Raw genomic sequence first — 15,434 nt, forward strand, 5'->3', positions numbered from 1 at the left:
TGGGATACAAATAAATGAGTACCGATTAAATAGACGTAAAGTACAAGGTGTAAATACCAGATTACTTAACAGTTATGAAATAATTATTAATTATTAAGTACATTATGCTAGTATTGTAATAGTAATTTACTAAGAGATATTTATAAAGAATTAGGGAAACCAGACTAGCATTCAAAGACTAGTCTGATTAGTTTAAAGGGGAAAATCATTACTAAAATTCAAAGTATTTTAAACAAGATTATTTTGGCCTGTGTCGCTATATTTACTAGTATTGTCTTCTTATTAATGTTGACATTTTATTATCACAATTTTTTAGTTCAAAATGCGATGAGAAATGTCGCATTAATGATCGTATTCTTCGTAATTATTCTGTTTGTAGGATATTTGCTTATAAAGATCAAAACAGATAATAAGAAAACTAATGCCATCATATTAACTACAATGTTATTAGCTTTTGGTATTGTGGCTCTGATGTGGGTATTGAATGTGCCAAATCAACAATTGAGTGACTTCGGTAATTTCTGGAGTCGTGCACCGGGATTCTTTAATGGTGATAAACTTTATAACACTGACAATGACTACTTTTCAAAGTATGCCTATCAATCAGGTTTCATGGCTTACATTCTGGCAATTGTTAAAATATTTGGTTTCAACATTTTTGCCGTTCAGTTCTTCAACGTTATCTATCAAGTTTTAACGTTATTAGTTACTTATTTACTGGCCAATAAGATTTTTAACAACATAAAAATTGCACGCCTGTCAGTTCTACTGCTAATGGTCGATCTTGATTGGTTTGCCTTGAATAGTCAAGCTGATAATCAGTATCTTGGTTCACTGCTATATCTAGTTACCTTCTATATATTATTCCAAGATAAACTCTGGAGTTACATTCTCGCAGGTGTGACTCTAGCTGCTGGATGTTTGATTCGTCCTATTGGACCAGTTATGATTGCTGGTATTATTGTGTTTGCATTAATCTATGTACTAATGAAGCATCGTGATTATAAAACTAGTTTGAAGTTTTTACTTACTCTGGCAACTTACTTTGTTCTATTCAGTCTGGCTGGAGTTGGGATCAAGGCATCCGGGATCAACTCGTATGGATTATCCAATCACGATCCCGAATGGAAATTCCTGACCGGTTTGAATTATCAATCTGGTGGAACTTATTCAAATGACCTGAACAAATTCATCGATCCAAATAAATCCCGTGCACAAATGAGCAAAGTTGAAAAAGTTCAACTAAACAAACAAATAAAATATCTCAACGATAATAATGCTTGGTTGAAACTATTCATCAATAAGACTCAAACTCTTTGGTCGAGCAGAACTCTAGCAACTGATTTTACGAATTATTCAACGACCCATTCACCACATACCGTTGAAATAGTTAATTATCTAGCCTACATGGGTTCAATTGTTTTAATAGTATTTTCTTGGATCGGCTCACTAACAATGTTCAAAACCAAGTTTGATGATAAATTCTACTTGTTACTATTACCACTAATGGCATTTGCTGTCGCCAACTTGATCATAGAAGTTCAAGGACGTTACCGAATTGAATTCTTACCAATAATTTCTATCATGGCTGGATTAGGTATATACAAGACTATTCTTTCAATTAGTAATATTCACAGCAAAAGTAAAGTCTCAAAAAGCTTAGAGAATAAAATAAACGCCAATAATTAGATTCGATTCTAATTATTGACGTTTTTTATTTTATCTTAAAGACTAATACAACTAAATGACATATGTTGATGCCACCCATTCGTTTGTAGCAACACGACGATATGTAACACCATCTGATTCTTGAGTCTTATCAGTTTGCCATGGAGTATTATTCTTCAAAGCACGGTTAGTCACTCTAGCAAATGTTCCATCACTCTTAAGTGCCATAATCGGAACATAATCACCATTAGCGTTATTTACATTTATAACGTTAGCTGATGATGTGTTGTTATTAGAACCAGCGTTAGTGCTACTTCCACCATTGTTATAAACACTGCCGTAGTTCTTCAAGTTATTATAGAATGTACCGACCAAATCATTGAATTGGTCCATGTTGTAACCCATTGAAGCAAAGTAGCCATCTGGATCTGTATGAGTAGTTTCACCATACATCTTGCTTACTTGTGCATGTGATACAACTGTTTGACCAGGAATATCTGGCAAACCATATTGAATCAACTTAGCAGCAACGTAGTAAGCATCATTAGTAATTGCTCTGGCAAAGGCATCTTGTGTATGTTCCTCACATACCTCTACCTGAATGTACTTGGCATTAGCTGTTGGTCCAGCACCCCAAACACCATAGTCAGCACTATGAATATTGATAATTTCGTTATTATCAACAAAGGCGTGCACATACGACTGCATGTTAGGCCACTCGCGATTGAAGTATGTAACTTCATTCTCAGCAGTGGCGTTGTAATCAGCAGTTTCATGAACAACCACTCCTTCAGGCTTACCAACACCATTTTCATATGGTATCCAGTGGCTAAACGTACCCTCACGGTACTGAATAGCAACCGGTTCAATTCTGTTTTGGGTAATGTAGTCATTGACAGTCTGTGCTTTAACATCAGTGGTATTACTTGAAACAAGTAGTATACCGAAGAAGACGGCAACTAGACTCCATATCCAAACTGCACCCCTATTTATTTTTTTACTCATGCATTATTCCCCCTAGTTCATCCAACATTAACTATACCGCGTTAAATATTACACAAGATAAAGATTTGATTACAAAATTATTACATAACGCAAAAAAAACGTAAATCTCTAATTAAAGGGATTTACGTCTAAATTATTATTTGTTGATATATGATTCAACAAGCTTCTTGTTATCTTCGTTAGTGATTGATTCATTGACTGCGCGTTCAGCTAATTCTTTAAGATCAGCTGTGCTCAACTTCTTCATCAAACTTCTTACACGAAGGACAGATGTAGCACTCATTGAGTATTCATCTAGACCCATGCCAAGTAGCAATGGAACCATGATGTTATCACCAGCAGCTTCACCACACATACCAGCCCACTTGCCTTCCGCATGAGCTGAGTCAATAACGTGCTTAACTAGTCTCAAGATTGAAGGGTTGTATGGTTGATATAAGTATGAAACGTGTTCGTTACCACGATCAGCAGCCATTGTGTATTGGATCAAGTCATTCGTACCGATACTGAAGAAGTCAACTTCTTTAGCAAATTGGTCTGCTAGAATAGCAGCAGCAGGAACTTCCATCATCATACCTAATTGGATATGATCTGAAACTTCTACACCCTTTTCAACTAACTTAGCTTTTTCTTCTTCAAAAATCTTCTTAGCAGATCTGAATTCAGCTAATGTACCAATCATAGGGAACATGATACGTAATTGACCGAATGCAGAGGCACGTAACAAGGCTCTAAGTTGTGTTCTGAAGATTTCTTGTCTATCCAAACTGATACGGATAGCACGGTAACCCAAGAATGGGTTCATTTCTTCTGGAAGTGGTAAGTATGACAAGTGTTTGTCACCACCAATGTCCATTGTACGAACAACAACTGGCTTACCTTTCATACCTTCAAGAACTGTCTTGTATGCTTCAAATTGGTCATCCTCTGTAGGAAGTTCCTCAGATTGCATGTACAAGAATTCTGTACGGTAAAGTCCAACACCTTCGGCACCGTTGGCAATAACGCCTTCGAGGTCATCAGGTGTACCGATATTAGCAGCAATATCAAAGTGTTTACCATCAGCAGTAACTGTGGCTTCATTCTTTAATTTTTCCCATTCAGCCTTTTGAGCAGAAAAGTCTTTTGCCATCTTATCGTATTTCTTGATATCTTCATCTGAAGGATCAATAATAGCAGCACCGTTAAGTCCATCAAGGATTACGGTTTGGCCATCTTTAACGTCTCCAGTGATCGTGTTTGTACCAACAACAGCTGGTAGTTCCAAAGAACGAGCCATGATAGCTGAGTGAGCAGTACGTCCACCGATATCAGTAACGAAACCTTTAACATACTTTTTATTTAATTGAGCAGTATCACTAGGTGTCAAATCATGAGCAATGATAATTACTTCGTGATCGATCAATGAAGGATTAGGTAACTCTACACCAAGAAGATGTGCCATAACACGTTTTGTAACATCGCGTACGTCGGCAGCACGTTCTTGCATGTAAGGATTGTCTGTCATTCCTTCAAAAATAGCGATAAAGTTCTTTGACACATCGTCAAGTGCTTGTTCAGCATTAACTGATTGGTCTTTAATTTCTTGTTCTACTGCACCAGTAAATTCTGGGTCAGCCAAAATCATTTTATGTGCATCAAAAACTTGAGCTTCGTCCTCACCAAGTGAAACCTTAGCTACGTCTCTAATTTTTGTTAGTTCAGCATCTGATGTTGCGATTGCATCCTTTAAACGACTAACTTCGGCGTCAGCGTCAGAAATGCTCTTTTTATCGAAAGACAAATCTGGTTGAACTAAAAGGTATGCTTCAGCAGTAGCAATACCATCACTAGCTGCAATCCCTTTGATAGTTTTCACCATTATTCAGCAAGTCCTTCCTTTGTCATTGTATCTGAAATAGCAGTAATTGCGTCAGCAGCATCGTCGCCGTCAGCAGTAATTGTAACGTCAGCACCTTGGCCAACACCAAGTGACATAACACCCATGATTGATTTAAGGTTAACTGATTTGCCGTTGAATTCAATATTGATATCTGAAGCAAACTTGCTAGCAGCTTGTACTAACATAGTAGCTGGACGTGCGTGGATACCTGTTTCTGCAATAATGTGAAATTCTTTCTTTTCCATAATATAAATACCTCACCATATTTTTTAATTAATTCTGTAGTATCTCTACAAATATACACTAAATAATTTACCATTATATAGATTTATTCACAAGTGATTTGTCGAAATATCTCTTATGAACCCTAGTTATGATAAGCCATGTAACGCTTTCATGCAAGCTTTTTGTAAGCGTTAAAATTAATGTGCCAATTTTATTTAAAAATTGATATTAAATTATAAGACTTAGCACTTGCATTACTCGAGTGCTAAGTTATATACTACCGTTGTATCCTGTATATGAGACAGAAAGGTGGGGTGTCAGTGCTTTGTCAAAATTGTCACAAAAATGAAGCAACAATTCATTTATATACAAGTGTTAATGGTCAACGTACAGAAATAAACCTCTGTCAGAATTGCTATCAACAACTACGAAATCAAGCTAATGAAGGTATGAATAATATGGCAGAAAATCCATACGGTTTTTCAAGTTTTGAAGACTTGTTCAATGCCTTGAACAATGGTAGCGCACAAGCTGCAAATGGCATTGATCAACAACAAGGTCCACAAACACAAACTGGCGGCAACGGTGGAAACAACCGTGGTCGCGGTCGTGGTAATGGTGTGTTAGATCAATACGGTGTTGATTTAACAGAATTGGCTAAAAAAGGCCAAATTGATCCTGTTATCGGTCGTGATAAAGAAATAAACCGTGTAATCGAAATTTTAAATAGAAGAACAAAGAACAATCCCGTCTTAATCGGTGAAGCTGGTGTTGGTAAAACAGCTGTTGTCGAAGGTCTTGCACAAAAGATTGTTGACGGAGATGTCCCTGAAAAATTACAAAATAAACGTGTCGTTCGTCTAGACGTCGTCTCACTAGTTCAGGGAACTGGTGTCCGTGGTCAATTCGAGCAACGTATGCAACAATTGATTCAAGAATTACAAAAGAATAAAGAAATCATCCTATTTATAGATGAAATTCATGAAATTGTTGGCGCTGGTAACGCTGAAGGTGGAATGGACGCTGGTAACGTCTTGAAACCTGCCCTAGCCCGTGGCGATCTTCAATTAGTTGGTGCTACAACTTTGAATGAATACAGAACTATTGAAAAAGACTCGGCACTTGAACGTCGTTTACAACCTGTTCAAGTTGATGAACCTTCAGTAGAGGAAACTGTTCAAATTCTAAAGGGCCTCCAACCTAAGTATGAAGACTATCACCATGTTAAGTATTCTAATGAAGCTATCAAGGCTGCGGCAGAATTATCTGCTCGTTATATCCAAGATAGATTCTTGCCCGACAAGGCTATCGACTTGATCGATGAGGCTGGTTCTAAGAAGAACTTGCAAATCAATCACGTTGATATGGCTGACCTAGATAATAAGATTTCTGATGCAGAAGTTCAAAAGCAAGCTGCTCTACGTAATGAAGATTATGAAAAAGCTGCCTACTATCGTGACCAAGTAACTAAGTTCCAAGATATGAAGGACAACGAAAAGGGTAAACCGACTGACGAGAGTGTTGTCAGTGAAAAGAATATCCAACAAATCGTTGAAGAAAAGACCAACATCCCTGTTGGTGAACTTCAATCCAACGAACAAACACAATTGAAGAACTTAGGTCCTGACTTAAGAAGTCACGTTATTGGACAAGATGAAGCTGTTGGCCAAGTTGCCAAGGCCATTCGTCGTAACAGAGTTGGTTTCAATAAATCTGGTCGTCCAATCGGTAGTTTTCTATTTGTAGGACCTACAGGTGTTGGTAAGACTGAACTTGCTAAGCAACTAGCGCGTGAACTATTTGGTACAGAAGACTCAATGATTCGTTTTGACATGTCTGAATACATGGAAAAACACAGTGTGTCTAAGTTGATCGGTTCACCTCCAGGGTATGTTGGTTACGAAGAAGCTGGTCAATTAACTGAACAAGTTCGTCGTAATCCATACAGTTTGATCCTATTAGATGAAATCGAAAAGGCTCACCCTGACGTAATGCACATGTTCTTGCAAATTCTTGATGATGGTCGTTTGACAGATTCTCAAGGACGTACGGTCAGCTTCAAAGATACGATTATTATCATGACTTCTAACGCTGGACAAGGTTTGCAGGAAGCAAATGTTGGTTTCGGTGCCGAAGCAACTGGTAATACTCATTCAATCATCAGTCGTCTATCAGAATTCTTCAAACCAGAGTTCTTGAACAGATTCGACGGTATCGTTGAATTCAATTCATTAACTAAGGCTAACTTGATGAAGATTGTCGACTTAATGTTGACTGATACCAACTCAATGATTGCTGATCAAGGTTTGAGTATTCACGTTACAAGGGATGCCAAGGAAAAACTTGTTGACCTTGGATTCAATCCTAAGATGGGTGCTCGTCCATTGAGAAGAGTTATCGAAGAACAAATTGAAGATAAGGTTGCTGATTACTTCTTGGACAATGCTCGTGAAAAAGAACTAGAAGCTAAAATTGTTGATGGGAAGATTACTATTGGTAAGTACAATGCCCCTAGTGATGTGCCCGCTGACAATTCGTCAACTGAAGATAAGTAGTTTAATAACTATATGAAAAAGGAACCGAGATTATCTCGATTCCTTTTTGTTTAGGATTTTTCTGGTTATATAGAATAGTATCATTACATTGATTTGCAACTCTCTTTGAATATTAAAATTTCCTTTAGTCTTCCTTATATTTAATTTAAATTATCCCTATAACGGCTTGAGAGCAACTTTTATACTACTTTACTATGTTAGAATTACAATAATTAAAAAGTATATTAAAGGGGTCTAACTATGGGGAAAACACAAAATAGAAATAGTTCCCCTAACCATGGGGACACGCATATGAATAACAATTTAGTTACTTCCAAAGTAAAAAAAATAACTCGCAATGATATCGAAATTACTATCAACTATGTTGACTCAATTGGCGATCCGATTGCTGAGCCCGTTACACTTAGCGGCCACTACATGGGGATGCTTGACATGCCTTGGAAAACCATTCCTGGATATGTCCTGTCATCTGTCCAAAATTTTCAACAAACGTTCATTCCTAATTCTGACGGAATCTATCTGATTTACTTCAAACAAATAGCTGCACCTGTCGTTGTCTATCACCGTAATACTAATGGTGAATTGATATCTGACCCACAATTCATCTATGGTGAATTAAATAAAGATTATCAAGCAAAACCACTAGCTGAAGCCGAACGCTTCTTGGTTAATTATCCAAAGAAATCAAAGGGTCAGTTTTCTAGTAGAGTTCAGGAATACGAATTTGTCTACAATACCATTCCGTTAGTTAGCTATAAAGTCGACAAAGACCTATTTATCAAAACTAATGATAATGTTAATGTCTTCGGGGAACCTGCTAGTAAAGTTCCACTACAATTGCCAATTCCTCACGATTCTACTTGGCGAGTATTCAAAGCCTTGAAGGAAACATACAGCAATATTATCTGGTACAACCTAGGTGGTAGCACTTGGATTCCTAGTTCTGAAAACATTACCCCAGTTGTACTGAAGGAATACACTACTCAACAAATTGAGAAGCAGCGTCAGCTAAACAATCCATTGAATGCCACTGCAAATAATATCAGTTATATCTACCAAATTATTGATAGCATGAACATCAATCGTTCGGTCAAAATTCTCTATTATGAAGATCAAAATGTAACTGCTTGGGAAACTCCATATGGAACAATCAACAATAAACTATACTTCGGTGGTCAAACGGTGTTTGTCACGCGTTTAATTAAACTTGATAATTATAGTGTTTGGGCAGAATTAAAAGACGGTTATTACATTGAAAGTAAATATCTAAACTTATAATAATTTAAAAACTCGTTATCGAAATTAATCGGTAACGAGTTTTTTCTTCTATAATATAAATCCACCAATAGCAAATATTAATGGAATTGTAATTAGACTGAGTATCGTTGAAATACTCATCAGAGAAATCGCTGGGCCTGCATCTCCGTGTGCTTGCAATGTAAACAATACTACAATTCCAGCGACTGGGCATGCTGCCATAATTATTGTGGTGTAATATGCAATACCTGTCACACCTAATAGTTTGAGTATCACAACCATCATAATTGGTAAAATCAAATTGCGCAGTATCAATGTTAAACCAATATTCTTATCTAACATGTCTTTGCTAAATTTGATATTGGCCAAGCTATTACCAATAACAATCATCGATAAAGGTGTATTGATCGAACCAACGTACTTAACTACTTGATTGAGAGTGCTTGGCAACCGTAACGATAGTAAGAACATCAACAATCCAATAACAATAGCGATTAAATTGGGGTTTAATAAAACTTGTTTGTAATCAATGTGTTCATCATCACTTCTGAATAATGAAACTCCATGAGTCCAACTAAAAATATTGAACCCTGCCAATGATACGACGGCATAAAAAACTCCGGTCGAACCGAACAAGACGCTGATCAACGGTATTCCCATGAAACCAGCATTAGAATAAACACTGCCATATTGAGTTATCCGTCGAATATTCTCATTCTTTATCCGTCCAAAAATCAGCTTGGAAATAATAATTGCAATAATATAAAAAATAACTATCCCGATGGAAACAACCACAAACTGTTTAATGCGGCTACTTGAATAATCTTGTTCAAAAGCATTGATAATTAAACAAGGTGAGACCACATAAAGTAAAATATTCGTTAAATCATTCGAAGTCTGAGCATGCATAAATTTAAATTTGTTAATAATCACACCCACTAGCATCAAACAAAACATCAAAACAATTTGATTAGTTATTTGTCCTAAATTCATATATAGTTCCCCCTAATAAAAAAAGAGTGACAAATCTCACCCTTATTTATAACTATATATTAAATTACGTAATTCTTCATTGATTGTTTTTATTTAAATCAAAAATCTTGTCTGATATTTTTACTAACATTGGATATTTGTTTGAGCGTGATCGTACCTTCATATAATGCTTTACCAATAATAACATCAGTCAGTCCGAATGCTTTGAGGCGATGTAGGTCTCTCAAATCACGAATTCCACCGTTCGCAATAAAATTAATTTCAGGCATATCTTGTTTTAATTTGAATAATAAATCTAAATTAGGTCCAGTCATAGTTCCATCTCGTGAAACATCTGTCACAATAAAATGCTTGGCACCACTATCGACCATAATTCTGATCAAATCTTCCATCAGTACATTGGATTGATCCAACCAGCCGTTAACAGCCACTTTGCCATCCTCACCATCAACGCTAATGACGATTCTTTCACTACCATATTCTTGCAATAATTGCTTAACAAAAAACGGTTCTTCAATTGCGGCAGATCCAATAATGATTCGGTCAATCCCTAATTCAAGATAATTCCTAGCAGTTTCATAATTGCGGATCCCTCCACCCATTTCCAAAAATCCAGAGAAACTATTGCGGATACTAGAAATGACATTATAATTTTGTGGCTTTCCACTTTTAGCACCGTCGAGATCGACAATGTGTATTTGATTTACATCTGCAGCAGAAATCTGTTTGGTCTGTTCTAGTGGATCCTTATTGATTAGAGTAACTCGTTGATAATCACCTTTGAATAACCGCACACTTTGTCCGTTATGTATATCGATTGCTGGAAAAATCATACTTCCACCACTCCCTCATTATCTTGAAAAAATCCTCTTAACAAAACTGTTAAGGGGAAATTATTTTAGTAAACTAAATTAAAATAAAATTAGTTTTTTTAATAATAATTTAATCTAAAATTAATAATAAGAGTTGGCGGCTACTGTGTCAAGCTAAATCCATGGATTCAACCAAGTGCTGACCGTGTCCAACCGACCTGATATCATGTGCATCAGATCCATAAATCATTGGTATTTCTAATTTTCTAGCAAGCTCAACAATCTGTTTGCCCGGATAAAAATCATTACAAAGTGGTTTGTATAGTCCAGATACATTAAGATCCAATTCCCTTCTTTGTTGCTTCACATTTTGCAATATTTCAGTAATCAGTTGCATATTCTGGGCATCGTAATCTTCAGTCAAACCAAAGTAATCTTGAAACTTTCTAACCAAACTCATATGGCCGATTCTCTGTGGACGATACTGGCCTAAATCAGCTTCGACGGATTTCTTAACCGTCTCATAATACTGTTTGAAGACATGTTGTGGGTCATCCAAAAATTGTGCGAATCCTTCCTGATAAGTGTCAGTATCAAAGTCGATACACCACTGCTTTTGACCTTTACCTTGCATAAAATGAACTGATAAGATGCTTTCTTGTGTCTGTGGACCATACTCATCTAAGAAATCCTTGGTCCAATCTTCAAAACCTTCCAGATAATCAACTTCAAAGCCAATCGAAATTTCTAACTCAGATTGATATTTTTTTTGCAGACGTTGCATTTGTTTCATATAATCGGGCAGGTCAGTTAGGTCCATCGATCCAGTATCGAAGCCTTCTTGATTGCCATCATAAACAGTCTTAAAATCTGCTGGTAAAGGTGCGTGTTCAGTGATGCAATATTTTTTCATACCTAATTGTATTGCTCGCAAAATCATTTTTTCTGCAGGTTCCCCACTCCCATGCTGACAAAATTCAGTATGTGTATGTCCGTCCAAAAGCATTCAATCACCCCTATTTTTTGTTTAAAACTTAGCACAAAACAAAAAATTAAACAAAAGAAACTTTTCTTCTTGACGTGGAACGCGTTCCACACTTTAAGATACTTTGGTAGAATTATTTCGTAAGCCAATTATACAAAAAAAGTTTTTTTATAGGAGTTAACATGATCAAGCATATTTTTTCAGACATGGATGGAACATTATTAAACGATAAAGGTGTTGTTAGTGAAGGCAACATTGAAACTATCAGAAACTGTGGTATACCTTTTACCTTAGTTTCAGCTCGGGCACCAATGGAAATGTTTGATACGATCGATAAATTAAATCTTACCAGTGCTCAAATTGCCTTCAATGGTGGACTAATTTACAAACGTAAGAATGGATCCATCGACAAAATATCTGAACACTTCCTAGATACAAATAATGTTCAACTAATAACTTCAAATATTCGCCAGCAATTACCGACGGTCAGTATGAGTATCTATACTGCAAACAATTGGTATACTGACAAAATAGACGATGGCATCAAATTAGAAACTAGTCTGACCCAGCTTGAAGCAAAAGTCATCAACTACCAGCAGTTATTGCATGCAACTTCTGATGAAATCTTCAAAATAATGTTCATTGCTACTGATGAATCACAGATGAACCAATTGACCAACGACTTAGCTAAGCTGCAATTATCTGGCATTAGCATTCAACGTTCTGGTAATAATTATTTGGAAATAACTAGTGACCAAGCCAAAAAGTCACATGGAATTAGTTATATTCAAAAGCTTAATTCACTAAATAAATCTGAAATGGCAGCCTTTGGTGACGGACATAATGACATTCCAATGTTAAAAATGGTAGATACCGCAATCATAATGGATAATGCCATGAGTGAGGTAAAAAAGTTCGCGACACATATGACAAAAAGTAACGTTGAAGACGGCGTCGCATATGGTATCAAAAATTTTCTCGAGGTGTAATATATGAACATTCATGATATTGCTAAAATAAGTGGTTATTCTTCATCGACGGTTTCTCGAGTCATTAATAATCGTAATTATGTATCCAAAAAGGCTCGCCAGGATATTCAAAAAGTCATTCATGATTTCGATTATGTACCTAATGATGTCGCTCGTGATCTCAGCAAAGGCAAAACTCATAATATTGGTGTTGTCTTACCACACACTGACCACCCATATTACACGCAATTGGTCGAGGGAATTATGAGCGCAGCATTTCCTGCTGGTTACCGAATCGTCATGCTACCTTCAAAGTTTAATGCTGAAATTGAGATGGATTATTTAAACCGATTGCGACGAAAAGCCTATGATGCCATCATTTTTACATCACATGGCATTTCATTAAATGAATTACTAGAGTATCAACAATATGGATCAATTGTGATCTGCCATAATCCTGGAGAACTCAATATTGCGGCTGCTTATACACATCGGGAAGAATCATATACGGAAGCATTCAAATGGATCAAAAGTCAAAACTATCAACATATTTCTATTCTATTGAGTCGTGCCTACAAAATAAGTGCTACTGCTCAGAAAACATTTCAAGCATATCGCAATACTTTTGGATCCGAACCAGATAAGAACTTATTAAATACAGATGTAACAACATTCAAGGACGGATACAACGCTGCAATGAAACTTTGCCATAATAACCAACCAGATATTTATTTCACCAATGGTGATGATATTGCGGCTGGAGTCAGACAATTCTATCTTGATAACAATTTACCTGTGCCCAGATTGATTGGACAAGAGGATCAACTTTCAGGAAAAATACTAAATATCCCCACGATCAATCATCATTTCCATGAGGTTGGAAAACTTGCTTGTGGGTTAGCAATTAATAATGAAATCAAACAATTATCAGTTGAATCAGATTTTATCTTTAGAAATCAAAAGAACATCGAAAATTAATTTTCGATGTTCTTTTATTTATCAAACTATTTGATCATTCTTTCGTTTGCTTGCTGTTGGAATTTCTAGCTGCTCACGATATTTAGCAACTGTTCTTCTAGCAACTTCTGAACCTTGTTCTTTTAACAAATCAGAAATTTTTTGATCACTCAATGGTTTATCTTCGTTATCGATCAATGACTTAATTTGTTGTTTAACTTGATCGACCGAACGGCTTTCAATCCCATCCGCAACTTTACTACGTCTGGAGAAGAATCGCTTCAAGGCAAATAATCCAAAGTCAGTTTGAATGTATTTACCGTTGATAGCACGACTAACCGTTGATTCACTCAATTGTAACTTTTGAGCAACATCACGTAACAACAATGGTTCCAAACTATCTGACTCTTGTGTAAAGAACTTGTATTGCTTATTAACAACCACTTTACCAATCATCGAAATAGTCTTAATACGACGCTCCAAATTATATTCTAGCGTCTGATACTGATCATATTTTTGCTTAATATATTTCTCAACATCTTCATCAACCGTCTTCGATAGCAATCCATAGGTCTCTTCCGCAAAGATCAATTGTGGTTGACCATATCTAGTAACCGCTAAGCTTAATTTACCACCGTTATTTTTAACCTGCAATTCAGGAACAACGTATTGCAAATCACTTCCGTTATAGCGTTCACCAGGTGCACCCGACAAGGACTTGATGTAATCGATACTATTATCCAACGTTACTTGATCGATATCCATCTTTTTCATGATTTTCTTCCAATCATGAGCAGCTACTAAGTCAAAGTATTTATCCAATATTTCTTCAGCATATTCTGGTGCCTCTGGATCTGCTTGTGCCTGTAAGAATAGACATTCACGTAAGTCATGTGCTCCGACCCCGGGTGGATCCAGTTGTTGTAGCAGCGTCTTGGCATCGAGCAACATTATCTTATCAACATCTAACTCTTTCAAAATTTCTTTGTCAGTCAATGGCAAATATCCATTTGGATCAAGTTGCTCAACCAAGTAGATTACCAAATCACGTAGTGGAGTCTTCCTCATAGTTAGTTGAACCTGATCCAACAAATATTCAAATAAAGACTGATTATTGTCCCTCAATTGATACGATTGATTATCTCTCGTACCCTGCATGAACGGAACATCTAAACTTGTATGTACATCAAATAGTGGATTCTCCAAACTAATGTCTTTTAAATATTCACTTAGGTCAATTGCATCCGATTGTAACATCAGAATTGACTGACGCATCCCTTGAGTTAATGATAATTTTTGAGATTGTCTCTGACTTAATTGTTGTCCTTGTGCGAGTTGCATAATAAATTGCCCTCCTTTCGGGTTAAAAATATCTTGTTACGATTTATTCTTCAAAATTAATGATAGCGCTTTTCAGTTACTTTGTAATTGATTATTTAAATATTTCACAAACTATTATTTTTACTTAAAAAAGTCTTCAACCCATATTTATCGAGTCGAATGATCCGATCCTTGAATTCATCACGCGTCATTTCGACCTCACTATTGATCCGTAATCTGAATAACATCATCGTATTACGAATCATAAAACTAGAACTAATATAGGCATCAGCCTTACTGACTCGGTATGATTCACTGATTGCTTGAGCAAGACTTTTTGACACTTTAGCTTCGACTTTTCGCGACAAAAAACTATATTCATCCGAAGTGATCATAAAAGTATAAAACTCCCGAGATTGCTCAAAAAAGTCAAACACTTTATCAAAAATTATTCCCGGCTGTGACAAAGTCTTGTTCATTGGTTTAATAACAATTATCTTAATCAATTGATCAGCTAGTTCGTCTACAAAAGTATTCGCAAAATCTTCAATCGAATCATAGTGTAGATAAAATGTCTTACGATTCACATTTGCTTTTTCAGTCAGTGCTTGAATTGTAATATCGTGATAGCTTGTATCTCGTGCCATCTCACGAAATGCATCCTTCAGAGCTGTCGTTGTTTTTCTAACTCTACGATCTGTACTCATTAGTGTTATGCCCCACTTTTGTTATGTCTGTGTATTAGTACTCAGATGTGGATGATTTGGTGTAGTAATCAGCTTTCATAGAAGTTATTCTTTCTACACA

13 protein-coding genes are annotated in these 15,434 nt (G+C 36.2%); 5 read left to right on the forward strand and 8 right to left on the reverse strand.

From position 1 onward, the window contains the following. Positions 1–243: 243 nt before the first annotated feature. Positions 244–1,689 (forward strand): glycosyltransferase family 39 protein, encoded by a 1,446-nt coding sequence (locus EKM68_RS00825; RefSeq protein WP_225422938.1) that lies wholly within the window; start codon positions 244–246, stop codon positions 1,687–1,689. Between the two features lie 51 nt (positions 1,690–1,740). Here EKM68_RS00825 and EKM68_RS00830 read toward each other — a convergent pair whose 3' ends face one another. From EKM68_RS00830 to EKM68_RS00840, 3 genes are all read right to left on the reverse strand, one after another. Continuing rightward, the gene (locus EKM68_RS00830; RefSeq protein WP_125587775.1) at positions 1,741–2,673 is read right to left on the reverse strand and encodes a peptidoglycan recognition protein family protein; all 933 of its coding nucleotides are present in this window, start codon (positions 2,671–2,673) and stop codon (positions 1,741–1,743) included. Positions 2,674–2,809: 136 nt separating this feature from the next. Beyond that, positions 2,810–4,534 carry a phosphoenolpyruvate--protein phosphotransferase gene (gene ptsP / locus EKM68_RS00835; protein ID WP_125587776.1) on the reverse strand — a complete coding sequence of 575 codons (1,725 nt, stop codon included), beginning with the start codon at positions 4,532–4,534 and terminating at the stop codon, positions 2,810–2,812. Continuing rightward, entirely contained in the window at positions 4,534–4,800 is a 267-nt protein-coding gene (locus EKM68_RS00840) for a phosphocarrier protein HPr (RefSeq protein ID WP_125568761.1), read from the reverse strand. The genes ptsP and EKM68_RS00840 overlap by 1 nt, the downstream gene beginning before the upstream one ends. Before the next feature lie 300 nt (positions 4,801–5,100). Here EKM68_RS00840 and EKM68_RS00845 point away from each other — a divergent pair, with 300 nt between their 5' ends. Together EKM68_RS00845 and EKM68_RS00850 are read left to right on the forward strand one after the other, a co-directional pair. After that, positions 5,101–7,335, forward strand: a complete 2,235-nt coding sequence (locus EKM68_RS00845) for an ATP-dependent Clp protease ATP-binding subunit (protein WP_125587777.1) — start codon at positions 5,101–5,103, stop codon at positions 7,333–7,335. Between the two features lie 240 nt (positions 7,336–7,575). Continuing rightward, positions 7,576–8,613, forward strand: a complete 1,038-nt coding sequence (locus EKM68_RS00850) for a MucBP domain-containing protein (RefSeq protein ID WP_225422939.1) — start codon at positions 7,576–7,578, stop codon at positions 8,611–8,613. 48 nt (positions 8,614–8,661) lie between these two features. Here the strand turns inward: EKM68_RS00850 and EKM68_RS00855 are convergent, their stop codons facing one another. The 3 genes from EKM68_RS00855 to hisJ form a co-directional block, all read right to left on the reverse strand. Next, positions 8,662–9,585 (reverse strand): AEC family transporter, encoded by a 924-nt coding sequence (locus tag EKM68_RS00855; RefSeq protein WP_125587778.1) that lies wholly within the window; start codon positions 9,583–9,585, stop codon positions 8,662–8,664. Positions 9,586–9,683: 98 nt separating this feature from the next. Beyond that, a complete protein-coding gene (gene hisA, locus EKM68_RS00860; protein WP_125587779.1) occupies positions 9,684–10,418 on the reverse strand; it encodes a 1-(5-phosphoribosyl)-5-[(5-phosphoribosylamino)methylideneamino]imidazole-4-carboxamide isomerase in 735 nt (244 codons plus the stop codon). A gap of 148 nt (positions 10,419–10,566) precedes the next feature. Beyond that, positions 10,567–11,403: a histidinol-phosphatase HisJ gene (hisJ, locus tag EKM68_RS00865; protein WP_125587780.1), complete on the reverse strand. Its 837-nt coding sequence runs from the start codon at positions 11,401–11,403 to the stop codon at positions 10,567–10,569. A gap of 161 nt (positions 11,404–11,564) precedes the next feature. Between hisJ and EKM68_RS00870 the strand changes: the two genes are divergently transcribed. Beyond that, on the forward strand, positions 11,565–12,371 hold the full coding sequence (locus EKM68_RS00870; protein ID WP_125587781.1) for an HAD family hydrolase: 807 nt from the start codon (positions 11,565–11,567) through the stop codon (positions 12,369–12,371). Positions 12,372–12,374: 3 nt separating this feature from the next. Continuing rightward, entirely contained in the window at positions 12,375–13,328 is a 954-nt protein-coding gene (locus tag EKM68_RS00875) for a LacI family DNA-binding transcriptional regulator (RefSeq protein ID WP_125587782.1), read from the forward strand. A gap of 21 nt (positions 13,329–13,349) precedes the next feature. On the opposite strand, the gene rpoN is transcribed toward EKM68_RS00875, so the two are convergent. Both rpoN and EKM68_RS00885 read right to left on the reverse strand, forming a co-directional pair. Beyond that, positions 13,350–14,648: an RNA polymerase factor sigma-54 gene (rpoN, locus tag EKM68_RS00880; RefSeq protein WP_125587783.1), complete on the reverse strand. Its 1,299-nt coding sequence runs from the start codon at positions 14,646–14,648 to the stop codon at positions 13,350–13,352. Between the two features lie 104 nt (positions 14,649–14,752). Beyond that, positions 14,753–15,334, reverse strand: coding sequence for a TetR/AcrR family transcriptional regulator (locus EKM68_RS00885; protein WP_125587784.1), 582 nt, complete (start codon positions 15,332–15,334; stop codon positions 14,753–14,755). Between the last annotated feature and the right edge of the window lie 100 nt (positions 15,335–15,434).

The organism is Companilactobacillus jidongensis (assembly GCF_003946575.1).
Lineage (GTDB): Bacteria > Bacillota > Bacilli > Lactobacillales > Lactobacillaceae > Companilactobacillus > Companilactobacillus jidongensis.

What these genes read in the sequence shown, in the direction of transcription:
- EKM68_RS00830 (WP_125587775.1), bottom strand. Translation starts at nt 2,673, where the DNA reads ATGAGTAAAAAAATAAATAGGGGTGCAGTTTGGATATGGAGTCTAGTT.
- ptsP (WP_125587776.1), bottom strand. Translation starts at nt 4,534, where the DNA reads ATGGTGAAAACTATCAAAGGGATTGCAGCTAGTGATGGTATTGCTACT.
- EKM68_RS00840 (WP_125568761.1), bottom strand. Translation starts at nt 4,800, where the DNA reads ATGGAAAAGAAAGAATTTCACATTATTGCAGAAACAGGTATCCACGCA.
- EKM68_RS00850 (WP_225422939.1), top strand. Translation starts at nt 7,576, where the DNA reads ATGGGGAAAACACAAAATAGAAATAGTTCCCCTAACCATGGGGACACG.
- EKM68_RS00855 (WP_125587778.1), bottom strand. Translation starts at nt 9,585, where the DNA reads ATGAATTTAGGACAAATAACTAATCAAATTGTTTTGATGTTTTGTTTG.
- hisA (WP_125587779.1), bottom strand. Translation starts at nt 10,418, where the DNA reads ATGATTTTTCCAGCAATCGATATACATAACGGACAAAGTGTGCGGTTA.
- hisJ (WP_125587780.1), bottom strand. Translation starts at nt 11,403, where the DNA reads ATGCTTTTGGACGGACATACACATACTGAATTTTGTCAGCATGGGAGT.
- EKM68_RS00870 (WP_125587781.1), top strand. Translation starts at nt 11,565, where the DNA reads ATGATCAAGCATATTTTTTCAGACATGGATGGAACATTATTAAACGAT.
- EKM68_RS00875 (WP_125587782.1), top strand. Translation starts at nt 12,375, where the DNA reads ATGAACATTCATGATATTGCTAAAATAAGTGGTTATTCTTCATCGACG.
- rpoN (WP_125587783.1), bottom strand. Translation starts at nt 14,648, where the DNA reads ATGCAACTCGCACAAGGACAACAATTAAGTCAGAGACAATCTCAAAAA.
- EKM68_RS00885 (WP_125587784.1), bottom strand. Translation starts at nt 15,334, where the DNA reads ATGAGTACAGATCGTAGAGTTAGAAAAACAACGACAGCTCTGAAGGAT.